The 26,639-nt window shown below is 49.4% G+C and carries 23 protein-coding genes and 7 tRNA genes; 1 reads left to right on the top strand and 29 read right to left on the bottom strand.

Features of this window, described 5'->3' with window-relative positions; genetic code table 11:
* Window positions 1–45 precede the first annotated feature (45 nt).
* The 20 genes from gshA to pncC all read right to left on the bottom strand — a co-directional run bounded on the left by gshA (window position 46) and on the right by pncC (window position 17,106).
* A complete protein-coding gene (gene gshA, locus EQP46_RS19025; RefSeq protein WP_240671772.1) occupies window positions 46–1,599 on the bottom strand; it encodes a glutamate--cysteine ligase in 1,554 nt (517 codons plus the stop codon).
* Between the two features lie 133 nt (window positions 1,600–1,732).
* Window positions 1,733–4,573, bottom strand: a complete 2,841-nt coding sequence (locus EQP46_RS19020; RefSeq protein WP_129495140.1) for a M16 family metallopeptidase — start codon at window positions 4,571–4,573, stop codon at window positions 1,733–1,735.
* Between the two features lie 23 nt (window positions 4,574–4,596).
* Window positions 4,597–5,034: a YqaA family protein gene (locus EQP46_RS19015; RefSeq protein ID WP_129495139.1), complete on the bottom strand. Its 438-nt coding sequence runs from the start codon at window positions 5,032–5,034 to the stop codon at window positions 4,597–4,599.
* Complete coding sequence (locus EQP46_RS19010; RefSeq protein ID WP_129495138.1) at window positions 5,018–5,605, bottom strand: beta-phosphoglucomutase family hydrolase; 588 nt, start codon at window positions 5,603–5,605, stop codon at window positions 5,018–5,020. Before EQP46_RS19010 ends, EQP46_RS19015 begins: the two co-directional genes overlap by 17 nt.
* Window positions 5,602–6,537: an NADP-dependent oxidoreductase gene (locus EQP46_RS19005; protein WP_129495137.1), complete on the bottom strand. Its 936-nt coding sequence runs from the start codon at window positions 6,535–6,537 to the stop codon at window positions 5,602–5,604. Before EQP46_RS19005 ends, EQP46_RS19010 begins: the two co-directional genes overlap by 4 nt.
* A gap of 123 nt (window positions 6,538–6,660) precedes the next feature.
* Window positions 6,661–7,959, bottom strand: coding sequence for a sodium ion-translocating decarboxylase subunit beta (locus EQP46_RS19000; protein ID WP_129495136.1), 1,299 nt, complete (start codon window positions 7,957–7,959; stop codon window positions 6,661–6,663).
* Window positions 7,960–7,976: 17 nt separating this feature from the next.
* The gene (gene oadA / locus EQP46_RS18995; protein WP_129495135.1) at window positions 7,977–9,770 is read right to left on the bottom strand and encodes a sodium-extruding oxaloacetate decarboxylase subunit alpha; all 1,794 of its coding nucleotides are present in this window, start codon (window positions 9,768–9,770) and stop codon (window positions 7,977–7,979) included.
* Between the two features lie 37 nt (window positions 9,771–9,807).
* Window positions 9,808–10,050, bottom strand: a complete 243-nt coding sequence (locus EQP46_RS18990; RefSeq protein WP_129495134.1) for an oxaloacetate decarboxylase subunit gamma — start codon at window positions 10,048–10,050, stop codon at window positions 9,808–9,810.
* A 444-nt stretch (window positions 10,051–10,494) separates the two neighbouring features.
* A tRNA-Arg gene (locus EQP46_RS18985) sits at window positions 10,495–10,571 on the bottom strand.
* Between the two features lie 57 nt (window positions 10,572–10,628).
* A tRNA-Arg gene (locus tag EQP46_RS18980) sits at window positions 10,629–10,705 on the bottom strand.
* Between the two features lie 102 nt (window positions 10,706–10,807).
* Window positions 10,808–10,884, bottom strand: a tRNA-Arg gene (locus EQP46_RS18975).
* 17 nt (window positions 10,885–10,901) lie between these two features.
* Window positions 10,902–10,993 (bottom strand) — tRNA-Ser (locus tag EQP46_RS18970).
* A gap of 10 nt (window positions 10,994–11,003) precedes the next feature.
* Window positions 11,004–11,080 (bottom strand) — tRNA-Arg (locus EQP46_RS18965).
* 50 nt (window positions 11,081–11,130) lie between these two features.
* A tRNA-Arg gene (locus EQP46_RS18960) sits at window positions 11,131–11,207 on the bottom strand.
* Between the two features lie 45 nt (window positions 11,208–11,252).
* Window positions 11,253–11,344 (bottom strand) — tRNA-Ser (locus EQP46_RS18955).
* Window positions 11,345–11,557: 213 nt separating this feature from the next.
* Window positions 11,558–11,755, bottom strand: a complete 198-nt coding sequence (csrA, locus tag EQP46_RS18950; protein WP_017011859.1) for a carbon storage regulator CsrA — start codon at window positions 11,753–11,755, stop codon at window positions 11,558–11,560.
* 480 nt (window positions 11,756–12,235) lie between these two features.
* Window positions 12,236–14,818 carry an alanine--tRNA ligase gene (gene alaS, locus EQP46_RS18945; protein WP_129495133.1) on the bottom strand — a complete coding sequence of 861 codons (2,583 nt, stop codon included), beginning with the start codon at window positions 14,816–14,818 and terminating at the stop codon, window positions 12,236–12,238.
* Between the two features lie 176 nt (window positions 14,819–14,994).
* Window positions 14,995–15,447, bottom strand: coding sequence for a regulatory protein RecX (locus EQP46_RS18940; RefSeq protein WP_194956863.1), 453 nt, complete (start codon window positions 15,445–15,447; stop codon window positions 14,995–14,997).
* Window positions 15,444–16,493: a recombinase RecA gene (recA, locus tag EQP46_RS18935; RefSeq protein WP_129495131.1), complete on the bottom strand. Its 1,050-nt coding sequence runs from the start codon at window positions 16,491–16,493 to the stop codon at window positions 15,444–15,446. Before recA ends, EQP46_RS18940 begins: the two co-directional genes overlap by 4 nt.
* Before the next feature lie 124 nt (window positions 16,494–16,617).
* Window positions 16,618–17,106 (bottom strand): nicotinamide-nucleotide amidase, encoded by a 489-nt coding sequence (pncC, locus tag EQP46_RS18930; RefSeq protein ID WP_129495130.1) that lies wholly within the window; start codon window positions 17,104–17,106, stop codon window positions 16,618–16,620.
* 150 nt (window positions 17,107–17,256) lie between these two features.
* On the opposite strand from pncC, the gene mutS reads away from it, so the two are divergent.
* Window positions 17,257–19,791: a DNA mismatch repair protein MutS gene (gene mutS / locus EQP46_RS18925; protein ID WP_167482782.1), complete on the top strand. Its 2,535-nt coding sequence runs from the start codon at window positions 17,257–17,259 to the stop codon at window positions 19,789–19,791.
* Window positions 19,792–19,918: 127 nt separating this feature from the next.
* Here the strand turns inward: mutS and rpoS are convergent, their stop codons facing one another.
* The 9 genes from rpoS to EQP46_RS18875 all read right to left on the bottom strand — a co-directional run bounded on the left by rpoS (window position 19,919) and on the right by EQP46_RS18875 (window position 26,634).
* Window positions 19,919–20,896 carry an RNA polymerase sigma factor RpoS gene (rpoS, locus tag EQP46_RS18920; protein WP_102318146.1) on the bottom strand — a complete coding sequence of 326 codons (978 nt, stop codon included), beginning with the start codon at window positions 20,894–20,896 and terminating at the stop codon, window positions 19,919–19,921.
* Between the two features lie 54 nt (window positions 20,897–20,950).
* A complete protein-coding gene (nlpD, locus tag EQP46_RS18915) occupies window positions 20,951–21,853 on the bottom strand; it encodes a murein hydrolase activator NlpD (RefSeq protein ID WP_129495167.1) in 903 nt (300 codons plus the stop codon).
* 31 nt (window positions 21,854–21,884) lie between these two features.
* Window positions 21,885–22,505, bottom strand: a complete 621-nt coding sequence (locus EQP46_RS18910) for a protein-L-isoaspartate(D-aspartate) O-methyltransferase (protein WP_129495128.1) — start codon at window positions 22,503–22,505, stop codon at window positions 21,885–21,887.
* Window positions 22,506–22,516: 11 nt separating this feature from the next.
* A complete protein-coding gene (gene surE / locus EQP46_RS18905; RefSeq protein ID WP_129495166.1) occupies window positions 22,517–23,266 on the bottom strand; it encodes a 5'/3'-nucleotidase SurE in 750 nt (249 codons plus the stop codon).
* Window positions 23,247–24,305 carry a tRNA pseudouridine(13) synthase TruD gene (gene truD, locus EQP46_RS18900; RefSeq protein WP_129495127.1) on the bottom strand — a complete coding sequence of 353 codons (1,059 nt, stop codon included), beginning with the start codon at window positions 24,303–24,305 and terminating at the stop codon, window positions 23,247–23,249. The genes surE and truD overlap by 20 nt, the downstream gene beginning before the upstream one ends.
* Window positions 24,298–24,780 carry a 2-C-methyl-D-erythritol 2,4-cyclodiphosphate synthase gene (gene ispF / locus EQP46_RS18895; protein ID WP_192545531.1) on the bottom strand — a complete coding sequence of 161 codons (483 nt, stop codon included), beginning with the start codon at window positions 24,778–24,780 and terminating at the stop codon, window positions 24,298–24,300. The genes truD and ispF overlap by 8 nt, the downstream gene beginning before the upstream one ends.
* A 20-nt stretch (window positions 24,781–24,800) precedes the next feature.
* Window positions 24,801–25,535 carry a 2-C-methyl-D-erythritol 4-phosphate cytidylyltransferase gene (gene ispD, locus EQP46_RS18890; RefSeq protein WP_129495125.1) on the bottom strand — a complete coding sequence of 245 codons (735 nt, stop codon included), beginning with the start codon at window positions 25,533–25,535 and terminating at the stop codon, window positions 24,801–24,803.
* Between the two features lie 35 nt (window positions 25,536–25,570).
* Window positions 25,571–25,843: a cell division protein FtsB gene (gene ftsB / locus EQP46_RS18885; protein WP_167482781.1), complete on the bottom strand. Its 273-nt coding sequence runs from the start codon at window positions 25,841–25,843 to the stop codon at window positions 25,571–25,573.
* Window positions 25,844–26,112: 269 nt separating this feature from the next.
* Entirely contained in the window at window positions 26,113–26,634 is a 522-nt protein-coding gene (locus tag EQP46_RS18875) for a YbaK/EbsC family protein (RefSeq protein ID WP_129495124.1), read from the bottom strand.
* Between the last annotated feature and the right edge of the window lie 5 nt (window positions 26,635–26,639).

The raw sequence follows: 26,639 nt of genomic DNA, 5'->3' as shown, positions 1-26,639 counted from the left end.
CACGCGAGGGCGGGCGTTACAACAAGGTGTAAAACGTGTATCTCACTATATCGATACACTATCACCAAAGTACTCAGCCAGATACTGATCAAGGCTCACACTGTCGCCCTGCTCAATCTCTTGTTGGCGCTTCTCACTCGCAATGGCTTCTTCGCGGAACTGTGCATTTGAAAATTCGGTGTAATCACCACCGGCAAAGCGCTCCGCATTTTCAGCTGCAATCGCAAGCCCCACTTTACCAATGCTTTCTTTCGCAAGGATGTCATTAAGCAAACGTGCTGAGAGTGTTTTCTCTGGCTGATCAAACCATGTCACCAACTCTTTGCACACCGCTTGATACTTGTCACCGCCGTATGCTTGGTCCATCACAACCGCGAGCTTTCCAAGATCATCAAAGACACGACGTCCCCACTCTGCTTGAGTGAGCTGCTCACCATGGCAACCGATTTGCAGTGTTAGACCAGGCTTACGCCCTTCCATGACCACTTTTTTCCAGTTATCACGCCAGCATTCAAGCTCGCAATCCGTCATCGGCGATGAATCAGACAGAGCACACCAAGTAACAAACAAGTCGAGGAAGTGAACTTGGGTTTCATCAATGCCTGTCGGGCTGAATGGATTGACATCCAATGAACGAACTTCAATGTATTCCACCCCGCCACGCTCCAGCGCATCAGACGGTTTCTCACCACTTTTCGCAACGCGTTTAGGGCGAATAGGCGCATAGAGTTCGTTTTCAATCTGAAGCACATTCGCATTCAATTGGCGGTAGCCTGATGCGTCTTTCACGCCGATTTTCGCAAACTCAGCCGACGGTGTACGAATAGCATCACGAACACCTTCAAGATACTTCTCTAGGCTATCAAAACCAATTTTCAGCACACTTTGCGCGCTGTTGGTGTAACCCAAATCGCTCAAGCGCAATGAGGTTGCGTAAGGCAAATAAAACGTTCCTTCGCCCACGGTATTGAAATCCAATGCCGTGTCAGTGTTCTTGATGAATGAACCACACAATGCTGGGGATGCACCAAACAGATAAGGGATCATCCAACCGAAGCGGTAGTAATTTCGGATAACACCGAAGTACGCATCAGACACAGATTCTTGGCGTGCATATGGCGTTTGATCGCCAAACAACTGCTGCCAAAAGCTTTGGGGGAAGGAGAAGTTGAAATGCACACCAGAGATCACTTGCATCACACTGCCGTAGCGGTGCTTCAAGCCTTGGCGATACAGGGTTTTCATACGTCCCACATTTGACGAGCCGTATTGCGCTAACGTGATGTCGTCTTCATTCGCGACGTAACAAGGCATGGAGAGAGGCCAAAGCGACTCACCATCTAGCTCACGGTAGGTAAAACGATGAATATCATCTAGCTGCGTCAACGTTTCGGAAACGGAGTAACTCACGGGCGTAATGAATTCAAGCAGAGATTCTGCAAAGTCCGTGGTGATCCATTTGTGGGTTAGCGCAGAGCCTAGCGCCTTTGGGTGGGCCGCAGAAGAAAGCGTGCCTTCAGGTGTAATACGCAGCGCTTCGCGCTCTACACCGCGGCCAATTCCTTTTAGCGCTTCGGGATGTTCCGCCAGCGCCGCCAACCGTTGTGAAAAACTAGTCAAGGCTGTACTCATTTATATTAGTAAACTGTTAAGATGGCTAAGCATAATCACTCTGAAACGCAAAAGCCATCTCACTGTTTTTAGGGTTTGCTTAACTAACGATAAAAGTCGCTCAATTCTCAATCACTAAACGTTTTATCGGTAATCCCAATGTCGATAAGGTTGGTGTCAGCGCTTTCGCATCGCCCACGATAATGATTTGATAATCCTCAGGCTGGAACCAGCTATTTGCCAAGGCATTCAATTCATTTTTGGAGACAGAACCAATAATCGCTTTTTGCTGTGCTTTGTAATCAGACGGCAGATCATGGCGCATGATCGTCGCAATAAGACCGGCCTTATCCCTTGGCGTTTCATAGCTCAGTGCATCTTTTTGACCCACGGCCAAACGCAGGAAAGCCAGTTCGTCATCCGTGATGCCGTTTTCCGCCATTTGGCGCAATTCTTTCTGCATTTCTTTCACGGTGTCGAGTGTGCTGTTCGCGCGCACTTGAGCTTGATAGACAATGCGGCCAGTATCTTTTCCGCCAACCACGTACCCACTTGCCCCATAAGTGTAGCCTTTGTCCTCACGAAGGTTGAGGTTTAAGCGAGAGTTAAAGTTACCGGCCAAATTGAAGTTCGCGAGCTGTGTTCGGAACATGTCACCCGTGGCATCAAAAGGCATCGCATGACGTACCATCTGCACAACACTTTGTGGTGCACCCGGCTTATCCACCAGCCAAATTTGCGATTGGTCGTAAGTATTTAGCTCCGCTTTCGCCGGTGCTTTTGCTTCAGCGCCCTGCCAGCGATTCAACCCTTGGGTTGCGGATAACAGACCCGCTTTGTCGATATCACCCACCACAATTAAACGCGCTTTGTTAGGCGTGTAGTTTTCCGCGTAAAACGCCTTCACATCTTCGAGCGTTAAGCTGTTCAATGTTTCAAAGGTGCCTTCAGATGGAAGTGCATGCCATTCGTCTTTGAACAACACCTCGCGCCTCGCCTGACTGGCCTGCCATTGCGGCGTTTGATGACTAAATCGAATGCCTTCCAACGTTTGTTTTTTCAAACGATCGAAATCGTCTTGCTCTAATGCGGGGTTGAAAAGAACATCACCCGCGATCAATAAGGTTTCGCGCAGGTGTTTGGTCAGTGATGACACACTCACCGTCGTGCCATTCAGTGATGCATCAATGCTGACGCTTGAACCTAATCGATCCAATTTGGCGGCAATATCTTCACTAGTTTGGGTTTTACTGCCTTCCGCAATCAAATCTGCAGTAAGCGATGCCAGGCCGTTTTTGCCTTTTGGCTCCATTAAGCTGCCAGCAGGTAAAATAAGGTGCAGTGCAACCGTCGGGGTTTCTGAGGATTCAGCGCCACTTATCTCAATGCCATTGCTCAATTTACTGTGATACAGGGTTGGCACATTCACGCTAACGGCACCGTTGGGTGAAGGTGCGACACTGCGATCAAAGGTTTCAGGGGTTTGTCGTTGAACAATGTTCACGCTTTCCTTGCCCTCGTTGCTGCTGGACATCGCGCGTTTGGCCGTGAAATTTTGTGGTTCAGCTTCCAACGCAACTTGCCCATCTGGCACTACAGACACGTTTACCGATGGCTTTTTCCATACAAAGGTATCGAAAACATTTTCGACATCTTTGGTTGTCACCGCATCCAAGGATGCAAGCCAAGAGGCCAAACGATCAGGCTCACCATAGAAGGTTTCATTGGACGCTAGCTGTGCCACTTTGCCGTGCACACTTTGCAAACCGAACACCGCACCGGCTTCAGCGCTGCCTTTCACTTGGTCGAGGTCATCCTCTTTGATGCCTCGCGCTTTCAAAGAGTCCAACACCGTCAGTACGTCTTGGCGGACTTGCGTGAGGTCTTGTCCACGGTTTGCCAACACATAAAGTTGGAAGTTACATGCAAGCTCCGCACAATCTTGGTACGCGCTCGCACTTAGCACTTTGCCCGGCTTCACGAGGTCTTGGTAAAGCAGACTGTTTCTCCCCTGCCCCAACACAGACGCAAGCATATCGAGCGCTTGTCGTGATTCAGCCGTGGGATCCAATGTCGGCCAGCTCATCACCAACATCGGTTGTTGTATGCGATCTTCCAGCGTCACAAAACGATCGCTGTCGATCGTCACTGGCCATTTGTCTGCCTTCGCCACTTCTGGCCCGCGAGGAATATCGCCGAAGTACTTTTCAACCCATTCAAGGGTTTGCTTCGCATCGATATCGCCGCCAATCGTTAACGTGGCATTGTTTGGGCCATACCAGCGCAAGAAGAACGCTTTTAAGTCATTCACGTCAACGCGATTAAGGTCTTCGATGTAACCAATGGTTGGCCAACTGTAAGGATGTTCAGGTGGATAAAGCGCTGCTGCTAGCGTTTCTTGTACACGACCATAAGGACGGTTATCGACATTTTGTGCGCGCTCATTCTTCACGGTATCACGCTGAATTTCGAACTTACGTTGCGAGACAGCTTCAAGCAAAAAACCCATGCGATCAGATTCGAGCCACAGCATTTTCTCTAACTCATTGGCGGGCACGGTTTCGTAGTAATTCGTTCTGTCTCGGTTGGTGGTGCCATTCACACTGCCACCCGATTCGGTCACGTACTTGAAGTGCTGCTGATCGCCCACATGCTTCGAACCTTGAAACATCATGTGTTCAAAGAAATGCGCAAAGCCTGATTTACCCGGTACTTCTCGTGCCGAACCAACGTGATAGGTCACATCAACATGCACCAGAGGATCAGAGGCATCCGGGTGCAAAACAACAGTTAACCCATTTTGTAGTTGGTATTTCTGGTAAGGAATAGAAGGCGCATCACTCTGCGCGTTCTTTTGTTCAATGAAGGTGACGCCTTCCGGCAATGAAACATTCGGCACGGCTTGGCTCAAGCCACACCCAGACAAGCCCAATAGGGCTGCCGTCAGGATAAAATAACGCACACGCTATCCTTTCAAAATATCATTTAGAGAAACAGTAAACCGCGGGTCACGAGGGCAAGTACGATGTATCTGAGGGTTTTGCCAAGTGCGATTAATATCCAGCACCAGCGTTGCTTTAACCTCAGCCATCCAGCAGCCAAGCATAAGGGATCACCGATAACAGGCAGCCAGCTTAGCAATAAGGTCCAATACCCGTAACGCTGAAGCCAGCTAATGGCTCTTTGACCGTGTTTTTGCTCTTGGGTTCGCGCAGGAAGAAAACGACCAATCCAATAGTTGGTCATGCCGCCAAGCGTATTGCCCAACGTGGCGACCAAAACGAGCACGGCAATGCTATAGCTGCTCTCTTTGAGCAAAAGGATCAGGTTCGCCTCTGATCCTCCAGGAAGTAAGGTGGCACTGAGAAAACCGGTAGAAAACAATACCCATAGCGCCGAGTCACTGCTAAGCCAATCCAACATCTGTCACCCGAACATCAATGACATCCATGCCCGCCGCTTTTGCTGCATCAAAACCAAATACCGCATCTTCAAACACTAAACATTTTTCTGGCGCGACACCCAATAGCGCGGCACAGCGCAAAAAGGTATCAGGGGCGGGTTTGTGTGCGCCAACTTGATCAGCACCCACAACGTGATCGAACAAATCAAGTATGCCAGCCTTTTCCATCATACGAGAAGCAAGCTCTGTCAGCGTACCTGTCCCCACCGCCATGGGTTTCTTTCCTGCAAAGTGACGGGCAACCTCTGTAAACGGCAAAATCGTAAGATGATTCTCTAACAGGGAAGAAAAACACTGGGTCTTGTGATCAGCCAATACCTGCGCATCAATGTCGAGGTTAAGTTGCTCAATCAAAGAACGCGCCGTCAGAATCGTCGGGCTACCACCTCGCGTGTGATACCACGTCTCTGACACCGTAAAACCAAAATCAGCAGCGGTTTGTTGCCAAGCTGCATAGTGACCCGGCATGGAATCCAGCAAGGTACCATCCAGGTCGAAAATCAATCCATCATAGTCGTCATACCGACTCATTCAGGCATCTCCAATAATAATTTACCGCGCGTTCGGCCAGTTTGAATATCAACATGGGCCTGCACACCTTCTTCTAGCGGATACGTTTTCGCGATTTCGACGCGCACTTTCCCTTCATGCACCAAGGCCAGTAACGCATCCATTTGTTCGGGGTTGGGCACAACCAACATGCCTTTCACATCAATGCCCAATGGTTGTGCCGCTGCAATAATGCGATCGGCGGTGATAGTAGGCACAGTCACGACTCGCCCATTTTTCGCTACGCATGCCAGCGCAGCTTCACCAACATCACTACCGACAAGGTCAATCAACACATCAACGTCACTCACTTGCGTTTCAAGCGAAGAGGCTGCGTAATCTAAGGCCGTGGCGCCCAAGCCATTCACAAAGGTAAGGTTGGCTGCAGAAGAGCTCGCATACACGTTCGCACCCTTTGCTTTGGCAAGCTGAATGGCGATATGCCCGACACCACCCGCGCCAGCCAATATCAGTACTTTTTCACCCGCCTTTAGACCAGCCAGTTCCAAGGCCTGCCATGCCGTCAATCCTGCCACAGGCAACGAGGCGGCGGCTTCAAACGACACATCATCAGGAATGCGCGACAACGCATCAGCATTTGCACACAAATACTGACCGTAGCCACCGCCTTCCACTATTCGTCCCGCAACGCGATCGCCCGCTTTAAACACACCAGCACCTTTAACGACAACACCTGCTGCATCAAACCCCGGTACCCAAGGCAAGATGTCTTTGATTTTCTCCGCGCCCCAACCTAAGCCTGCACGAGTTTTCGCATCCACGGGATTAACGCCAGCAAAGGCCACTTTGATGAGCACTTGCCCCTCTTGGGGCTCTGGCATTGCTGTGTATTGGCGTTTCAACGTTTCAGGTCCGCCGAACGCGGTGATGGCGAGTTGGAGATTCTGAGGCATATGTCGTCCTTAATGCGTGTGATGTCCTTTGTTCAGTTTCAATAAAAAAGGCGGAAGACACAATGCCTTCCGCCTTTATTTCATCAGTTTGTCGTATTGCTTGCTCTAGCAGCGAATCCTGCTTTACCCCACAAGGGCTAACAGCACACCTGCCGCAACCGCTGAACCCAATACGCCTGCAACGTTTGGACCCATCGCGTGCATGAGTAGGAAGTTTTGAGGGTTAGAATCTAAGCCCACCTTGTTCACCACGCGAGCAGCCATTGGCACCGCAGACACACCCGCCGCACCAATCAATGGGTTGATGTTGTCTTTGCTGTATTTGTTCAGCAGCTTCGCCATTAATACGCCTGCAGCAGTACCAATACTGAACGCAACCGCACCAAGCACAAGAATACCCAAGGTTTCAACGTGCAAGAACTGCTCAGCTTGAAGCTTAGAACCCACCGACAGACCCAAGAAAATGGTCACGATGTTGATGAGTTCGTTCTGTGCCGTGTTCGACAGGCGATCGACCACGCCGCTTTCACGCATCAAGTTACCCAGACAGAACATACCGACTAACGGCGTTGCCGATGGTAAGAAAATAATCGCCATGACCAGAACAGCCAGAGGGAAAATGATCTTTTCGGTTTTCGAGACGTGGCGTAGCTGCTTCATCTCGATCTTACGTTCATCTTCAGAGGTAAACAGCTTCATGATTGGCGGCTGAATGATTGGCACCAATGCCATGTAGCTGTATGCAGCAACAGCAATCGCACCCAGCAAATCAGGCGATAGCTTACTCGCGAGGAAGATAGCCGTCGGGCCATCAGCACCGCCGATGATGGCAATCGATGCCGCATCCGCGAGCGAGAACTCCATGCCCGGAATCAGGTTCAGCAAGATAGCACCAAACAAGGTGGCGAAAATACCAAACTGCGCTGCAGCCCCTAACCACAAAGTTCGAGGGTTAGCGATAAGCGCGCCAAAGTCCGTCATTGCCCCAACACCCATAAAGATGAGGAGCGGTGCAATACCTGATGCAATCGCCACGTTGTAGAAGGAGTAAAGCGTACCGTCAGAGAATTTGGCAGCATGAGCCGCTTCATCAAGCTCTTTCAGTTGATGAAGGCTCGCACCGTCCATCGCCACTTTAATCGCTTCAGGGTTCGCACTACCCAGACCAAGGATACGGGCAAACTCCCCCATCACATCCGGACTTGCTGCGTACAACGCATTTTGAATCGCATTGTTTGCCAGACCCACTTCAGGGATATTGGCAAGAATGGCACCAAAACCAATCGGCAATAGCAACAGCGGCTCAAAACCTTTGCGGATCGCTAAATACAACAGCACGCAGCCAACAAAGATCATGACCAACTGGCCAATCTGGAAATTGGCAAGACCTGTGCCTTGCCAGAGGATTAACAAACCTTCCATGTCTTTCCTCTATCCTCTTACGCCAAGTTCATCAATGGAGAGCCGACAGTCACTGCATCGCCTTCTTTCACCATGACGTCTTGAACCACGCCAGCACGTGCAGCACGTACTTCGGTTTCCATCTTCATCGCTTCAAGAATCAGCAACACATCGCCTTCCTGAACTTGATTGCCGGTTTTGGCAACCACTTTGAAGATGTTACCCGCTAATGGTGCAGCAACCGCTTCTGATGCACCCGCAGAAGGTGCAGCAGATGGCGCTGGCGCAGCTTGTGGCGCGGCGCTTGGCGCGACAGAGGTCAACTCACCCTGAGGGCCAACTTCCACGTCATAAACCTGACCGTTCACTTTCACGCTATACGCTTCAGTGCCGCCAGCGGTGGTTGCCACAGGTGCAGGTGCACTTGGTGCTGCCGCAGGCTCAAGGCCTGGTGCTGGTTCAAACGCGTCTGGGTTACCGCGGTTTTTCAGGAATTTCAAACCAACTTGTGGGAACAAGGCATAAGTCAGTACGTCATCAACTTGCGCTTCAGCAAGCAAAATGCCCTCTTCTTTTGATTTCGCAATCAGCTCATCAGTCAGCGTATGAAGCTCAGCTTCAAGCAAATCTGCAGGGCGGCAAGTGATCGGCTCTTTACCATCAAGAACGCGAGCCTGTAGCTCCGCATTTACTGTGGTCGGCGCTTTACCGTATTCACCTTTAAGAACACCCGCCGTTTCCTTCGTGATGCTCTTGTAACGCTCACCCGTCAGCACGTTAATCACCGCTTGCGTACCCACAATTTGCGATGTTGGCGTGACCAAAGGAATGTAGCCAAGGTCTTCACGTACACGAGGAATTTCTTGCAGAACTTCGTCAAGGCGATCTTGTGCACCTTGCTCTTTAAGTTGACCTTCCATGTTCGTCAGCATGCCACCTGGCACCTGTGCGATCAGGATACGTGAATCAACACCTTTGAGCTGACCTTCGAACTTGGCGTATTTCTTACGCACTTCACGAAAGTAAGCCGCAATCGGTTCGATTTTTTCTAACTCAAGACCCGTATCGAATTCGGTGTTTTGCAACATAGCAACCACGGTTTCTGTTGGGGTATGACCGTAGGTTTGGCTCATCGACGAAATCGCGGTGTCGAGAATATCTAAGCCCGCTTCAACCGCTTTAACGGCCGTTGCCGTTGAAAGACCCGTTGTCGCATGACAGTGAAGCGCAAGAGGAATATCACAAGAGGCTTTAATGCGCGTAATCAGCTCTTCAGCTTCGTAAGGACGAAGCAGGCCTGACATGTCTTTGATACACAGAGAGTGACAACCAAGGTCTTCAAGGCGCTTCGCCAGGTCTGTCCACGTATCAATCGTATGGAATGGGCTGGTGGTGTAAGAAAGCGTACCTTGCGCATGTGCGCCAACAGAAACCGCCGTTTTAACTGCTTTTTCAAAGTTGCGAACATCGTTCATCGCATCAAAGATACGGAATACATCCATACCGTTTGCATGTGCGCGCTCAACGAATTTTTCAACAACGTCATCCGCGTAGTGACGGTAACCTAGAAGATTCTGACCACGAAGCAGCATTTGCATCGGGGTTTTAGGCATGGCTTTTTTCAGCTCACGCAAACGAACCCATGGGTCTTCACCGAGGAAACGGATGCACGAGTCAAACGTCGCGCCGCCCCACGTTTCCAAAGACCAATAACCCACATCATCCAACGCAGCCGCGATGGGTAACATATCGTCAAGACGCATACGTGTCGCAAACAGCGACTGATGCGCATCGCGCAAGACAACATCTGTTATAGCGAGTGGCTTAGACATACTACATAACTCCTTGTAATTGTATGTTTCGCATCAGCTAGCGCTGGCGACTACGGTATTTATTCACTGCCGCTGAAATGGCTGCAATGGTTTCTCCTGGAATTTGCCCATTATTTTGAGTAGGCGCCGAGGTGGACGCGATTTGTGGGGGCAATTCTTCAGGAACAATGCGGGACATCAATTTGACCAGAACGATCAAAATGGTGAGAAAAACGAAGACTACCGCCATGCCAGTAAGCATGAGCGTAGCAGCTTGCTGGAGTGTACTTCCCAGATCCATATACGAGCTTCCTTTGCTTCTATAACTGGCAAACCTGCAGTGTTTGCTCAGCACACCAATGCTCACAAAATGCGTTTTACATTTTGTTGAGAATTTACTTATTCAGTTAAGTATGCGGTCAAAATACTAACAATCTACAATAATGACAATCCTGTAATACTGATCATTTCTGCCATTTTCGGCCTCAGACGCAATAAATACGTGCAAATGTTACAACCTTGTTAACGCAAAAAGCGGTAAATCATCGTAGATCTGTTAAGAAATAATCAACAGATAAAGTAATGGTATGTCAGGGTATTAAGTCGTTTTTTTGGGGTGTAAAACAGGCAAGAATCAGGAAGTCTTTAAAAGACAAGGAACAGTGTAATAGAAGCGGAAAGTTTGCTTTTTGAGATAACACGCAAATAAGCAATTAAAATGCATGGACATGCAAAAAAGAAGAAATGGCGCGCTCGGGAGGATTCGAACCTCCGACCGCCTGGTTCGTAGCCAGGTACTCTATCCAGCTGAGCTACGAGCGCGCAGGCAATTGTGATACAGACGTAAAACAATTTGGTGAAGCAAATTGAAAGTGAAGATGGCGCGCTCGGGAGGATTCGAACCTCCGACCGCCTGGTTCGTAGCCAGGTACTCTATCCAGCTGAGCTACGAGCGCGCAGTAATCACTTCATGCATCAATCCGGATGCCAGTGCTTCGTCGGAAACGGAGCTTCGTCCTTGGATAAGGTCATTAACCTTAGGGGAATATAAATTAGGATGGCGCGCTCGGGAGGATTCGAACCTCCGACCGCCTGGTTCGTAGCCAGGTACTCTATCCAGCTGAGCTACGAGCGCGCAACTAATTTATATAATGGCGGTGAAGGAGGGATTCGAACCCTCGATACGGGATAAACCGTATACTCCCTTAGCAGGGGAGCGCCTTCAGCCTCTCGGCCACCTCACCGCACAAATCATGGCGCGCTCGGGAGGATTCGAACCTCCGACCGCCTGGTTCGTAGCCAGGTACTCTATCCAGCTGAGCTACGAGCGCGCAACAATTCGGGCATGTTAACAGGCGTTGCCTGAAAAACAAAAATATAATGGCGCGTCCGGGAGGATTCGAACCTCCGACCGCCTGGTTCGTAGCCAGGTACTCTATCCAGCTGAGCTACGGACGCGCAGGCATGCATCTTAAAAGCTAATAAATTAAGTGCAAAAGCAAATGGCGGTGAAGGAGGGATTCGAACCCTCGATACGGGATAAACCGTATACTCCCTTAGCAGGGGAGCGCCTTCAGCCTCTCGGCCACCTCACCGTCTTGCGGAGGCACATATTACTTTGAGCCAGAAATATGTCAAACACTTTATCCGCAAAAATCTGCATTCACGATGCGTTTGCACACTTCTGCATCATTCGCACAGTTTATTTGCCGAAAATCCCCTCAATTGCTTTTTAAATGAACAATCTAAAGATAACAAAAAGGCCGATTAAAATGATCGGCCTTCAGGGAATTTCAATTGCGTGTCGCTTAAAAGTTACCTGTTGTTGGTGCAGGGTTGCCTTTTTCAGCTTGAATACGCATGTAGATCTCTTCACGGTGTACAGACACCTCTTTCGGCGCGTTCACACCGATGCGAACTTGGTTGCCCTTTACGCCCAGTACAGTCACGGTGACTTCATCACCAATCATCAGCGTTTCACCTACGCGACGAGTCAAAATCAGCATTCTTCTACTCCTTGAGTAATTACAACTTTCTTCTAGTTGAGTCTGTTTGGTCTTCTTACTGCACGAAGTAAACTCATACGGCAGCTCAAGCTCCGAGATGGACTAACAACTACTTTCCTTCCTTGCGAGCATCCTTTAACAGGCGCTACGCCAATACAATCAACGCCTGTCTGGGTTCTCAATATGGCTCATTTCTTTGGCCAACTCCAGTTTGCCAATGAGAATTCGCACAATCAATCCAGACAATGTGACCCTTGTGCCCAGAAGATCACGGTGTCACACATCAAATGGTAAGGAAATGTTATCCAATAGAGCTAAAAACGGGTGAATAAGGTTTCAATTAAAACCTTATAAACGTCAAGGCGATGCACTATACAGATAATGAAACAAAGTGCAAATAATAAACGCATCATAAAAAAGGGCCTCCAATGGAAGCCCTTAATGACATCGTTTACAGTCGCCTAAAGCAGTCGTTTGCGCTTACAAGCGCTCCGCCAGCCAAGGGGTCACTGATTCAAGTGCATTTGGCAATGCCGCTGCATCGCTGCCGCCAGCTTGCGCCATGTCAGGACGACCACCGCCCTTACCGCCCACTTGCTGAGCAACCATGTTAACCAGCTCGCCGGCTTTCACCTTGCCAATCAAGTCTTTGGTTACACCTGCAATTAACGCAACTTTGTCGTCTGCAACGTTACCAAGGAAAACAACACCGCTACCCATTTGGTTTTTCAAGTCATCAACCATGGTGCGAAGTGCTTTGCTGTCTGCGCCATCAAGCTTGCTGATAAGCACTTTAACACCGTTAATTTCCGTCACGTTGTTGATAAGGCTTGCGCTCTCTTGCGCTGCAAGTTTCTCTTTCAGTTGCTGAATTTCTTTCTCTAGTGCTTTCGCACGGGTTTGAGATTCGTTTACCTTCTGTGAGAACTCTTGCTGCTGACGGTAGAATGCATCTTCTGCACCTTGACCCGTCACGGCTTCGATACGACGCACACCTGCAGCAATACCGCCTTCAGAGGTAATTTTCAACATACCGATATCACCGGTACGGTTTGCGTGAGTACCACCACACAGCTCGATAGAGAAATCGCCCATGGTCAACACGCGAACTTCATCGTCATACTTCTCACCGAACAATGCCATTGCACCTTTTGCTTTCGCAGCGTCAATGTCCATCAGTTCAGTAGATACGTCATGGTTACGACGAATTTGCTCGTTCACCATTTTCTCAACAGCACGCAACTCTTCCGCTTTCACCGCTTCAAGGTGTGAGAAGTCAAAACGCAGGCCTTCAGCACGAACCAAAGAACCTTTCTGTTGAACGTGCTCACCCAGAACGATGCGAAGTGCTTCGTGCAGTAGGTGCGTTGCTGAGTGGTTTAGTGCAATCGCTTGGCGACGTTCAGCATCAACTTTCGCGTCAACGCTATCACCCACAGACAGAGTACCGTCTACCAGCTTACCGCGGTGGCCGATCGCCGAACCGTATTTTTGCGTGTCGACAACTTCGAACTTACCCGCTTCTGTCATCAAGAAACCTGCATCACCACACTGACCGCCCGACTCTGCATAGAATGGGGTTTGGTCAAGGATGATCACGGCTTCGTCAGACGTTGCCAGAGCTTCCGTTGACATGCCGTCAACGAAGATATCAGTGATCAAGCCGTTGCCTTGTGTTTCACCGTAACCGGTAAATGCAGAGCTGTTTTCTACTTTGATGACTGCGTTGTAGTCAGTACCAAATTGGCCTGCATCACGTGCACGTTGACGTTGCTCTTCCATCGCCGCTTCAAAGCGTGCTTCGTCAATCGTCAAACCACGCTCACGCGCAACGTCGTTAGTCAGGTCAGCTGGGAAGCCGAAGGTATCGTAAAGTTTGAAGACGGTTTCGCCATCAAGCACATCACCTTCAAGGTTTTCCAATGCTTCATCAAGGATTGCCATACCGCGATCCAAGGTGCGACCGAAGTTTTCTTCTTCAATCTTCAGCACTTTCTCAACCATTGCTTGCTGCTTCTTCAACTCTTCGCCAGCGGTACCCATGATCTCAGCCAATGGACCAACCAGCTTGTAGAAGTAAGAACCTTTCGCGCCTAGCTTGTTACCATGACGCACTGCACGACGAATGATACGACGCAGTACGTAGCCACGGCCTTCGTTTGACGGCATCACACCATCAACGATCAGGAACGCACAAGAACGAATGTGGTCAGCAACAACGCGCAGAGACTGGTTAGACAAATCGTCATAGCCAATCACTTCTGCCGCTGATTTGATCAGGGTTTGGAAGATGTCGATTTCGTAGTTTGAGTGAACGCCTTGCATGATTGCAGCAATACGCTCAATACCCATACCCGTGTCAACAGACGGCTTTGGCAGTGGTTCCATCGTGCCATCGGCTTGACGGTTGAACTGCATGAACACGTTGTTCCAGATCTCGATGTAACGATCGCCATCTTCTTCTGGAGAACCCGGAGGACCACCCCAGATGTGATCGCCGTGATCATAGAAAATTTCAGTACAAGGACCACATGGGCCAGTGTCACCCATTTGCCAGAAGTTATCTGACTCAAACGGTTTGCCACCTTCTTTATCGCCAATGCGCACGATACGGTCTGCTGGAATGCCAATCTTCTCATTCCAAAGCGCAAAGGCTTCATCATCCGTTTCGTAAACCGTTACCATCAGCTTGTCTTTTGGTAGTTTCAGAACGTCAGTCAGAAACTCCCATGCGTAGTTGATAGCATCTTCTTTGAAATAGTCACCAAAGCTGAAGTTGCCCAGCATTTCAAAGAATGTGTGGTGACGGGCAGTGAAACCCACGTTTTCCAGGTCGTTATGCTTACCACCAGCACGAACACAGCGTTGTGCTGACGTTGCTCGCGTATAGGCGCGTTTTTCGGCGCCAAGGAAGCAATCTTTAAACTGGTTCATACCTGCGTTTGTAAACAACAGCGTCGGGTCGTTTGCAGGCACAAGCGATGAGCTAGGCACGATTTGGTGCCCTTTGCTTTCAAAGAACTCGAGAAACGCCGTGCGGATCTCGTCGGTGCTCATGTACATTGGCTAATCCTGAAATTGGGGTTGTAGTAGCAACTAAATCGCTTTCGGTGCGATTGACTAGAGTCAGTTGAGAGCCATTGTAAACAACCTGACCAGTTGCGAAAAGAGGCGGAGAGAAGTTTGCGTGCCGTGTAAGACGCTATCAGAGTAGTTTTTTGCGTTTATTGATAGAGAAGTCAGTCAGAAGAGGATAACGCGTAGTTAATTTGGTCAAAGTTAAATCCGCGACTTTGTAAGTAACGCATCCATTTTGAGCGTTGTTTGAAGTCGGCTTCCGGTAAGACGCCGTCATAATCGCCAAATCGGCGCACAGCCAGTTCTTTCGCAAGCTCATACCAATCATGCTGCTGGTTTTCTTGTGCGGTTTCTAGTAGCGGCGTTGGAATGCCTTTTCGTTTTGCATCAAAACAAATGCGCTGCCAACCGTGCCCTTTTAGGACGCCTTGGCGAAGCATGCTTTCTGCGAAACGTTTGTCATCAATCCAACCATGATAAAAGCAGTGCTCTATGGCGGTATCGATTTCTTCAGGCGGGTACTGTTTCTGCGCCAGTTTCTGACGTAGTTCCAGTTCTGAATGGTCACGGCGGGCCAAAAGGCCCACCGCTTTTTCTCGTGCTGTTAGACTCAGAACGCTTCGCCTTCTGGCAGCTCTTCATCGTCTTTCGCGTCTTCTTCGCTCAAGGTTGCGTTTTGTAGCAACATGTCGCGTAGTGTCTTATCAAGCTCTTTGGCGAGATGTGGGTTTTCTTTAAGGAACTTACAAGAGTTCGCTTTACCCTGACCAATCTTGTCGCCGTTGTAGCTGTACCATGCACCCGCTTTCTCAACCAACTTGTGCTTCACGCCCAAGTCAATCAGCTCGCCGTAAAGGTTGATACCTTCGCCATACATGATTTGGAATTCTGCTTGCTTAAATGGTGCAGCAATCTTGTTCTTCACCACTTTAACACGCGTGTCGTTACCTACGATTTCATCGCCTTCTTTGATTGAGCCGATACGACGAATATCAAGACGGACTGACGCGTAGAATTTCAGCGCGTTACCACCGGTGGTGGTTTCAGGGTTACCGAACATCACACCAATCTTCATACGAATTTGGTTAATGAAGATCATTAGTGTGTTGCTGTTTTTGATGTTTGCAGTCAGCTTACGCATTGCTTGAGAAAGCATACGTGCTTGCAGACCCATGTGAGAGTCACCCATTTCACCTTCGATTTCCGCTTTTGGCGTTAACGCCGCTACGGAGTCAATGATGATAACGTCAACAGCACCTGAACGCGTCAGTGCGTCTGCGATTTCAAGGGCTTGCTCACCGGTGTCAGGCTGAGAAACGAGAAGGTTATCGATATCAACACCTAGCTTGCGAGCATAGACAGGGTCTAGCGCGTGCTCCGCATCGATAAACGCACAGGTTTTACCTGCTTTTTGTGCTTCCGCCACCACTTGAAGTGTCAGGGTTGTTTTACCTGAAGACTCAGGGCCATAGATTTCAACAATACGACCGAATGGCAAGCCACCCGCTCCCAACGCGATATCCAATGACAGAGAACCTGTAGAGACGGTTTCAATGTCCATGGTGCGATCATCGCCTAGACGCATGATCGATCCTTTACCGAATTGTTTTTCAATTTGGCCTAGGGCCGCGGCAAGCGCCTTCTGTTTGTTGTCGTCCATTTGATTCTCCAACGGAAGCAATATTCGTTCAGATAACTGTTCATCAATTGCTGCTAAGTATACTGTCCATTTATACAGTGTCTAGCCCTGTACAAACTTTTTCTTTCCTTTCGTGTCGCCGCTCTTATTTTTGGCTTTCTAAATAAGACTGTAAACGACATAAGCTATGGGCGATGGTATTGAAACGAATAACATGTCTGTCTCCGTCAAAAAGACATGTTTCAGTAACAACCCCTAATTTTGTCGCCCAGCCAAAACAGACTAAGCCAACTGGCTTATCGTCACTTCCACCTGTGGGGCCCGCGATACCACTGACTGCTAAGGCATAATCAGCATTTGCCGCTTTCAATGCCCCTGCCGCCATTTCCGCGACGACTTCTTCACTCACCGCGCCGTGTGCCTCTAAGGTTTCTTGCTTTACGCCAACCAGTTCATGTTTAGCTTCATTGCTGTAAGTGACAAATGCACGCTCGAACCACGCTGAACTTCCCGCCACTTCAGTCAGGAAATAAGAGATACCGCCGCCCGTGCAAGATTCCGCCGTGGTCACCGTCTCGCCGGATGCTTTCAGCCGCTCACCTACTTGCGTCGCCAGTTTAATTAGTTGCTCCATCGTTCCCTCTATTGGCTCATTTGCTCGCCATCGCAATAAGTATACTTTACCGCTTCGCAGCGATTCACGTATCCTTATTGCCTAATCTCTATCCTTTGTAATTTTGCAGGCCAAACCGTGACAGAACAAGCAACAGCAAATCACACACCGATGATGCAGCAATACCTAAAACTAAAAGCGCAACATCCCGAAGAGCTCCTCTTCTATCGGATGGGTGATTTCTATGAGCTTTTCTATGACGACGCGAAACGCGCATCGCAACTCCTCGATATCTCACTCACAAAGCGTGGCGCATCTGCAGGCGAACCTATTCCGATGGCTGGCGTACCTTACCATTCTGTCGAAGGGTACCTTGCGCGTCTGGTTCAGCTTGGAGAATCCGCAGCGATTTGTGAACAAATCGGTGATCCAGCTACCAGTAAAGGGCCTGTTGAACGTGCCGTGGTTCGTATCATCACACCTGGCACTGTGTCTGATGAAGCCTTGTTGAATGAACGCGTCGATAATTTGCTGGCTGCGATTTTTGCTCGTGGGGATCGTTTTGGTTATGCCACACTCGATATCACCTCCGGCCGCTTTCTGTTAAGCGAGCCTGCCACCGAAGAAGAAATGGCAGCGGAACTGCAACGTACTCGCCCCGCAGAGCTTCTCTACCCAGAAGATTTTACGTACCACACACTGACTGAGATGAGCAAAGGTAGCCGTCGTCGCCCAATTTGGGAGTTCGATCTCGACACAGCAAAGCAACAGCTCAATCAGCAATTTGGAACCCGAGACTTAGTAGGTTTTGGTGTTGAAGATTGTGGTTTAGGTTTAGCGGCAGCGGGCTGTTTGATGCAATACATCAAAGACACCCAGCGCACTGCCCTGCCGCACATTCGCTCTTTGGTGAAAGAAAACAAAGATCAATCGGTGATCTTAGATGCCGCGACGCGACGCAATCTAGAACTGACCCAAAACCTTTCGGGTGGCTTGGAAAACACCTTGGCATCGGTCCTTGATAAGACCACCACAGCCATGGGTAGCCGCCTGCTTAAACGCTGGTTACATCAACCCATCCGAAACTTCGAGATGGTGAATGACCGACTCGATGCCATCACAGCTCTTAAAGAATCGGGGCTCTATGTTGAACTCGCAGGCGCCCTTCGCCCTGTGGGAGACATGGAACGTATTTTGGCGCGTCTAGCGCTTCGCTCTGCACGCCCTCGCGATATGGCAAGACTACGCGGTGCATTGCAGCAATTGCCAGACATTGAAACGCTGCTAGAAGAGCTGACTGACAACGCGATCATGCCGCTAAAGAAAGCCGCCACGCCGATGCCTGAACTCACTGCTTTGCTTGAGCGCGCGGTTGTAGAAGCGCCGCCGGTTGTGATTCGAGACGGTGGCGTTATCGCCCCTGGATATAACGCTGAGTTGGATGAATGGCGAGAGCTTGCAGATGGTGCGACGCGCTATCTGGACGAACTTGAGAAGCGTGAGCGTGAGCGTCACGACATCGACACCCTAAAAGTTGGCTTCAATCAGGTGCATGGCTTCTTCATTCAAGTCAGCCGTGGACAAAGCCACCTTGTGCCGCCGTACTATGTGCGCCGCCAGACGTTGAAAAATGCTGAACGCTATATCATCCCGGAACTGAAAGAGCATGAAGACAAAGTCCTCAACTCTAAATCGAAAGCGCTCGCGCTTGAGAAAAAATTGTGGGAAGAACTGTTCGACCAATTGCTTCCACATTTAGAAACGTTGCAGTGTGCCGCTGATGCGCTCTCGTCGCTGGACGTGCTTGCTAACCTCGCAGAACGTGCGGAGACACTGAACTACTGCCGTCCAACCCTGACAGAAACGCGTGGAATCGACATAGCTGGCGGTCGCCACCCTGTGGTTGAGCAAGTGCTGGATGCCCCCTTCATTGCCAACCCAACGGTGTTACATCCGCGTCGTCGTATGCTGATCATTACTGGCCCTAACATGGGCGGTAAATCGACATACATGCGCCAAACAGCACTGATAACACTGTTGGCGCATATTGGTTCTTATGTGCCTGCAGAGTCCGTCACTATGGGGCCAGTGGATCGTATCTTCACGCGTATTGGCGCCTCGGACGATCTGGCTTCTGGTCGCTCAACCTTCATGGTCGAAATGACAGAGACAGCCAACATTCTTCACAACGCCACAGAGAACAGCTTGGTATTGATGGATGAAATTGGACGAGGCACCAGTACCTATGACGGCCTTTCTCTGGCTTGGGCAAGCGCAGAATGGTTGGCTGAGAAACTCAAAGCCATGACCTTATTTGCCACCCATTACTTTGAACTCACAGAGCTGTCTGGTCAGGTAGATGGCTTGGTCAACGTTCACCTAGATGCCGTTGAGCACGGCGATGAGATTGCCTTTATGCATGCGGTTCAAGAAGGTGCAGCGAGCAAGTCTTATGGTCTTGCCGTCGCGAGTTTGGCTGGTGTGCCGAAAACCGTCATTCAGCGAGCGAAAACCAAGCTGCGTCAACTTGAAGCAAGTGGACATGAAGTCGTCACCGGTGAGCAGAGCAATGTACCTGCGGCACAGCTTTCATTGCTGCCAGAGTTGAGCGAGATGGAAAAGGCATTTGCTGACATTGAGCCAGATAACCTAACCCCGCGTCAGGCGCTCGATGCGCTTTACATGCTCAAAGCCATTAGCGGATAAAAAACCACAAACACGCAGACAAAAAAAGCCCCAGACAATGGGGCTTTTTTTGCGAACACGTAAAGAGTGCTTCAAACTGTGTTTTGGCGCAGTGTTCGCAACCTCTTTAGCATAAAGTCCGTACAGCTTAGTGCTCAGTGTTGAACAACGATTCGATGTTCAAACCTTGGTGCGTAAGCATGTCACGAAGACGCCTGAGACCCTCAACCTGGATTTGACGAACGCGTTCACGTGTCAAACCAATCTCACGACCTACGTCTTCTAACGTTGATGCCTCATGACCCAATAGGCCAAAGCGGCGCGCTAGTACTTCACGTTGTTTCGGGTTTAGTTCTTGTAACCAATGCACGATAGACTTTTTCATGTCATCGTCTTGTGTTGTGCTCTCTGGGCCACCTTCTTTCTCATCAGGGATGATATCAAGAAGTGCTTTTTCAGAGTCACCGCCGATAGGGTTATCGACCGAACTAATACGTTCGTTAAGACGAAGCATACGGTTCACATCTTCTACTGGCTTATCCAGTTGAAATGCGATGTCTTCTGCAGTGGGTTCGTGATCAAGCTTCTGAGCGAGCTCACGTGCGGTACGCAAGTAAACGTTCAGCTCTTTCACGACATGAATAGGCAGACGAATGGTGCGCGTCTGATTCATGATGGCACGTTCGATTGTTTGACGGATCCACCACGTTGCATACGTTGAAAAACGGAACCCACGTTCTGGGTCAAACTTTTCAACCGCACGGATAAGACCCAAGTTACCTTCTTCAACCAGATCAAGCAGAGCAAGACCACGGTTTGAATAACGGCGAGAGATCTTAACCACCAAACGCAAGTTACTTTCGATCATGCGTTTGCGCGCAGCTTCATCACCACGCAATGCGCGTCGTGCATATAGGACTTCTTCTTCCGCAGTAAGCAGAGGAGAATAACCAATTTCGCTAAGGTAGAGTTGCGTTGCATCCAAAGCTTTGGATGATGCCGCGAAGGATACGGATTCTTCAGCTTCTTCGGTTGTTTCAACCTCAGCGTCAGTCTCAATTTGTTCCATTTCAGCTTCGTCGACTACCAAGTCCTCGACTTTCTTTGCAGTATTATTCTGACTCATAGCGCCTCCCAATTTGGCGTAGCAAGCAAGACAGTACAGCAAAACTGTCACGGTCTACCGTTTGGGCAAGTACCTCAACGGATTAACCGATTTTCCCTTATAACGTATCTCAAAGTGCAACCGGACACTGTTCGTACCAGAGCTACCCATCGAAGCTATTTTTTGCCCCTTCTTGACGCTCTGTCGTTCCGAAACAAAAATGCGGTCATTGTGTGCATAAGCGCTTAGGTAATCATCATTGTGCTTAATGATGATTAAATTGCCGTATCCACGTAACGCGTTGCCCGCATACACAACTTTTCCATCACCTGATGCATGAATGCTCTGACCTCGCTTACCGGCGATATCGATACCTTTATTCCCTAATTCAGAACTAGAAAATCCAGAGATGACTCGTCCGCGAGCAGGCCATTGCCATGACACCGCTTGTTGCGCTTTAGGCTTGTTAGCAGTTTTTTCAACAGATGGTTTATTTTTTGTTACAGGTTGACTGTACTCCTTCGCTTTTTGCTGTTCAACCGATTTATTGTTTTGAGAACCAGTTCCAGACTTAATTTGCGGAGCAGTTTTTTGATTCTTTTCTGCTGATTTAGACGATGATGCTGTTACGGGTGTGGGAGGCGGTGCAACAGGTACTATCGGTACAACAGGGACTTGGGATTTCTTGCCATACGTAGGCGGGACGTACTTTTGCTTCCACAAGTTTAGCTTCTGGCCGGGGAAGATGGTGTACGGTTGTTTGAGGTTGTTTGCATTGATAATTTCTTTAACGTCCCTGTCCGTAACGTATGCAATATAGTACAGGGTGTCGCCTTTCTGGACCTCGTAATAGCTGCCTCTGTAGCTTCCGCGCTCAATTTCACCATAGTCCGGTCCGACACTTGAAACAGGTGCCGGACTTGAGACTGTGCAAGCGGTGAGAAATACCAACAATGAAAGAAAAACTAGAACTTTCAACTGAATTGAAACCCCAACCACTTGACGATACCTAAGCCAAATCACCAGCGACAAGTGGGACGAAACGCACAGCTTCGATTGCTGTTGTTTCAAACTCATCGCCATTACGCATTACTTTGTACAAAACTTGTTCTGTTTCACCAACAGGTACGATCAATGTCCCACCGTCGGCAAGTTGCTCACACAGCGCTTTAGGCATGCTTGCTGCAGCCGCTGTCACAATGATTGCATCAAAAGGACCTTTGCTTGCCCATCCCTGCCAGCCATCACCGTGCTTGGTGGAAATATTATAGAGCTCAAACTGTTTAAAACGGCGTTTAGCAACCATTTGTAGCTGCTTAATTCGCTCCACAGAATAAACATGCTCAACCAGTTGCGCTAGCACACATGTCTGAAAGCCCGATCCTGTTCCGACTTCGAGAACACGACTACTGTGTGTCAGGTTCAATAACGCTGTCATCTTCGCCACGATGTAGGGCTGAGAGATAGTCTGGCCGAAACCTATTGGTAAGGCATTGTTGTCGTAGGCTTGATGCGCCATTGCTTCAGAGACAAACACATGACGAGGTAGACGGCTGATAGCATCGAGCACGTTTGCGTCAGTGATCCCTTGTTGTTGCAATAGTTGAATAAGTGAATGCGAATAATTCACTAATAATATCCTTAATTATTCGTCGTGGAGCTAACCCATTGCGACAACGCATCCAAGGTATCATGCGCTGTTAAATCGACTTGTAGGGGTGTTAAAGAGACACATTTATTTTCAATGGCATAGAAATCAGTACCAGGGCCTGCATCTTGCGTCGCGCCCGGAGGGCCAATCCATAAGATATCCTGACCTCTTGGGTCTTTTTCTCGGATCATACCTTCAGCACGGTGTCTTGCGCCTAGGCGAGTGACTTGCCAACCTTGTAGTTCATTCAGCGCACAATCAGGCACGTTAATGTTCAAAATTCGGTTGCGCGGTAAGGGCTGTGTTTTGTCACCCAATACCACTTGCTTCACCACTTCAGCCGCTGTAGCAAAGTGCGTAGAACCACACAATGAAACAGCAATCGCTGGTGCACCAAGGAAGAAGCCTTCCGTCGCCGCCGCAACAGTGCCGGAATAAAGCACGTCATCACCGAGGTTTGCGCCATGGTTTATGCCTGCGATCACGAAGTCGACGTCTTCTTTCACCAACTCATTTAGCGCAATGTGCACGCTGTCGGTTGGTGTTCCTTGTACCGCGTAGCGACGCTCACCCACTTCGCGCATGCGAAGCGGGTTTTCAAGCGTCAGTGAATTAGACGCACCAGAACGGTTGCGATCGGGCGCTACCACAGTCACCGTTGCGATGTCTGACAGAACCTCTGCCAGTACATTGATCCCTTCGGCAAATACGCCATCGTCATTACTGATCAGAATGTGCATCGAATTCTTCATCCATTGATTCCTCAATCACTTCTCGCATGACTGCTGTAGCAAAGCTACCTGCAGGCAATGAGAATGAGACTGTTAACGTGTCTTTTTCACACGTCCATTCCATATCTTGTGGAAATAACATCAGTGCACGGCGGTCGTGACGCATGCGATTGCTGCGAATAACCGCTAGCAAATCAGGTTCCTGATCAATGATGTTTTGCTCAAATTTTCGCGCATCGGCTTCTGTCGGCAACGCGTTGTCACCGGTCATTGGGCCTGAAATTAACCAGTGGCCTTTTTCAAGCAGCTCAGTCGCTTTATCGGTGTCTAGCACCAATTTAAGATGTTCAGTGTTATCAATCAGCATATCGCCGCGCATTGGCGTGTGCGTCATGCCTTGCTCTATACGAGCCGACAACACTTGGTTAAACATGTATGAGCGTGCAGCAGACAAATAGAAGCTGCGCTTGCTTTTGTCACGGACACGGAACTTATCTTGTCCCCACTCACGGGCTGAAACGACATTGTTGCCATTACGGCCAAATCGCTGGCTGCCAAAATAGTTTGGTACACCTTTGTCGCGAATGTTGCTTAGACGCGCGTCTATCGCGGCATCACCAGTAAAATCTGTGATCACTAGCGAGAAGCGGTTACCGATCAAATCACCTGGGCGCAATTTTTTGTCGTGACGCGTCGTTTCAAGAATGGCATCGACGCCTTCATGGGTATCAACAAATTCAGTCAAGTCAGGGTCATCTTGCCCTGGCAAGTGAACGCTAAACCATTGCTCGGTAACAGCGTGGCGATCTTTAAGACCCGCCCAGCTCACATCGCGAGATTTCACGCCACACGCTTTTGCCAATTCATTGGCCACGTACTTGGTGTTTTCACCGATTTTACGAATGCGAACCAAGAAATGCTCACCGTGACCTGCTGGGGTGAAGTCGAGGGTTTCACTGACAAAAAAGTGTTCAGGTTTGGCTTTTAAACGGCCTGTCGCTGTCGGTTTACCGTGTTGGTAAGCCAGCGAATGCATTACATCAGTCATAGGATTCCTTGCGGATAATAACTACCGCTTCACAAGCAATGCCTTCTTTTCGGCCAGTAAAGCCAAGGCGCTCCGTGGTAGTCGCTTTCACATTAATATTGCTGATGTCCGTTTCGAGGTCTTGCGCGATCACCGCACACATTGCATCAATGTGCGGTGCCATTTTTGGCGCTTGCGCCATGATGGTCACGTCAAGGTTGCCGAGAATGTATCCTTTCACTTTCACTTTTGCGTAAACGTCGCGAAGCAGAAAACGGCTATCTGCCCCTTCCCACTCTGCGTCTGTATCAGGGAAATGGCGACCAATATCGCCCGCGGCAATGGCACCTAACAATGCATCACACACTGCATGTAGCGCGACATCACCATCAGAATGCGCAATCAAACCTTGTTCATAAGGCACTGCGACACCGCCAATAATGATTGGGCCTTCACCGCCAAACTTGTGAACGTCAAAACCGTGTCCAATACGCATCATAAACTGTCCTCTTTATCTCAACCCTGAGCGGCACGTTGTGTTAGGAAAAACGCGGCTAATGCTAAATCTTCAGGTTGAGTGACTTTAATGTTATCCGCATGCCCCACCACTAATTTCGGTGAGCCACCCGCAAATTCAATGGCAGACGCTTCATCTGTTACTGCAAGTGCGCGCGCAAGCGCCGACTCTAATGCCGTAAACAGCGACTCACGTTTAAACATCTGTGGCGTTAAGGCGTGCCAAAGCTGTTCACGGCAAACCGTGCTATCTACACCGTTTTCGCTATTGCCACGCTTCATGGTATCGCGCACAGGGCACGCCAACAGCGCACCGTCTTGGTGTTCGGCAGCAGCAAGGATCAGCGCATCAATATCGTCATGGCGAACACACGGCCTTGCCGCGTCGTGCACCATCACCCATGTTGCGTTTGTGGCTTTGAGCCCTGCGAGCACTGAGTCTGCGCGTTCAGCGCCACCAGTTGTCACTATCACACGCTCATCATTCACTAATGACGTGTCTTGGAAATATTCGTCTTCCGCACCAATTGCAACAACCACTTGAGAAATGGATGGGTGCGCCAACAAATAGTGCACCGTGTGCTCAAGTAAGGTTTTGTCATTAATGGTGAGGTATTGTTTCGGGCAAGCGGCACGCATGCGCTTTCCTACCCCTGCGGCGGGCACAATCGCTACCACGTCAGATACGGGAGTGTGTGACGCACGCGCTTTTTCATCACTGGCCGGGGTATTCATGATTCTCTTCGTTTTTTTGTAAAGGCGGGCGTGGGTTAATCGTTGACGATACGGAAGAAGGTTTCTCCCGGTTTGATCATTCCCAGCTCATTGCGAGCACGCTCTTCAATCGCTTCTTGCCCGCGTTTGAGATCGGCGATTTCTGCATACATCTGTTGATTGCGCTGATGAAGTTTGTCATTCGCTTGAATGGCCAATTCAGACACCGCACTTACTTCGAGGTAATCCGTTATGCCGTTCTTGCCCCACCACAGGTGATACTGAAGCCAACCAAATAACACAAATAAGCTGAGTGTTAACATTCGCACTGGATTGACCTCCCTACGTCACCTGCACATGGTTTATCGAATGATGCGCTAATACAGAAATATTCTTCAATAATAGTCGGCAATAATCCCACATTCGCCTCTTTCACACCAGCAATGGCAAAGACAATCATGCAGATATCAACAAATTGGACAGCCTACCCCGCGCAGAGGTCATTTATCTTGTTCAGGGAATAGGAAGAGATGAAGGAATCGGTAGCAGCACCGCGCCTAAAGGACGCGGCATGAGAAATAGCTATCAAGATAGAAGCCTAACTGTTTGAGGGCGATAGGCTTTCCAGCAGAGGCAAACGCAAAATCGGATTAGGCAGCGCATCCAATAACGCCGTTAAATGGGCCGCAGGGAATGCAAAGGTGAACTCAGGCAACCCCGGTGTATACATGAGTGACTCGAAAGACAGCAGGCTTTCATCCAAAATCACATGAATGTCTTCAGGTAAACCAAATGGGCATACTGCACCCGGTACACAACCAATGGCCGCAATCATTTCATCATCAGACGCGATAGAGGGACGTTGCCCCATCAGCGCCTTCACACGCTTGGTGTCTAACCGGGCGTTCTTGTGCGTTAGAAGCAACGCAAAATCGCCAGACTTAAAACGCAGAAACAAGCTCTTGGTCGGCGTTGCCGTCCAGCCCAATTGCTCCCCGACCCTAAGATCGGTATCAAAATCTAAAATAGGTTCGTGCTGCCACTGCTCATAAGTCACACCACACGCTTCCATGAGTGAGACGTTGCGCTGAAAAATGTCATTAAGCGCTTCTTGGTTCATTCCTT

This window comes from Enterovibrio baiacu (assembly GCF_004120195.1).
In the GTDB taxonomy this organism is placed as follows: Bacteria; Pseudomonadota; Gammaproteobacteria; order Enterobacterales; family Vibrionaceae; genus Enterovibrio; species Enterovibrio baiacui.
This window is presented reverse-complemented; position numbering and strand designations above follow the sequence as displayed.

Excerpts from the sequence above, each read along its gene's own strand:
- EQP46_RS19015 (WP_129495139.1), bottom strand. The coding sequence starts at position 5,034 with ATGTTGGATTGGCTTAGCAGTGACTCGGCGCTATGGGTATTGTTTTCT.
- EQP46_RS19010 (WP_129495138.1), bottom strand. The coding sequence starts at position 5,605 with ATGAGTCGGTATGACGACTATGATGGATTGATTTTCGACCTGGATGGT.
- EQP46_RS19005 (WP_129495137.1), bottom strand. The coding sequence starts at position 6,537 with ATGCCTCAGAATCTCCAACTCGCCATCACCGCGTTCGGCGGACCTGAA.
- EQP46_RS19000 (WP_129495136.1), bottom strand. The coding sequence starts at position 7,959 with ATGGAAGGTTTGTTAATCCTCTGGCAAGGCACAGGTCTTGCCAATTTC.
- oadA (WP_129495135.1), bottom strand. The coding sequence starts at position 9,770 with ATGTCTAAGCCACTCGCTATAACAGATGTTGTCTTGCGCGATGCGCAT.
- EQP46_RS18990 (WP_129495134.1), bottom strand. The coding sequence starts at position 10,050 with ATGGATCTGGGAAGTACACTCCAGCAAGCTGCTACGCTCATGCTTACT.
- csrA (WP_017011859.1), bottom strand. The coding sequence starts at position 11,755 with ATGCTGATTTTGACTCGTCGCGTAGGTGAAACGCTGATGATTGGTGAT.
- alaS (WP_129495133.1), bottom strand. The coding sequence starts at position 14,818 with ATGTACATGAGCACCGACGAGATCCGCACGGCGTTTCTCGAGTTCTTT.
- recA (WP_129495131.1), bottom strand. The coding sequence starts at position 16,493 with ATGGACGACAACAAACAGAAGGCGCTTGCCGCGGCCCTAGGCCAAATT.
- pncC (WP_129495130.1), bottom strand. The coding sequence starts at position 17,106 with ATGGAGCAACTAATTAAACTGGCGACGCAAGTAGGTGAGCGGCTGAAA.
- mutS (WP_167482782.1), top strand. The coding sequence starts at position 17,257 with ATGATGCAGCAATACCTAAAACTAAAAGCGCAACATCCCGAAGAGCTC.
- rpoS (WP_102318146.1), bottom strand. The coding sequence starts at position 20,896 with ATGAGTCAGAATAATACTGCAAAGAAAGTCGAGGACTTGGTAGTCGAC.
- surE (WP_129495166.1), bottom strand. The coding sequence starts at position 23,266 with ATGCACATTCTGATCAGTAATGACGATGGCGTATTTGCCGAAGGGATC.
- truD (WP_129495127.1), bottom strand. The coding sequence starts at position 24,305 with ATGACTGATGTAATGCATTCGCTGGCTTACCAACACGGTAAACCGACA.
- ispF (WP_192545531.1), bottom strand. The coding sequence starts at position 24,780 with ATGCGTATTGGACACGGTTTTGACGTTCACAAGTTTGGCGGTGAAGGC.
- ispD (WP_129495125.1), bottom strand. The coding sequence starts at position 25,535 with ATGAATACCCCGGCCAGTGATGAAAAAGCGCGTGCGTCACACACTCCC.
- EQP46_RS18875 (WP_129495124.1), bottom strand. The coding sequence starts at position 26,634 with ATGAACCAAGAAGCGCTTAATGACATTTTTCAGCGCAACGTCTCACTC.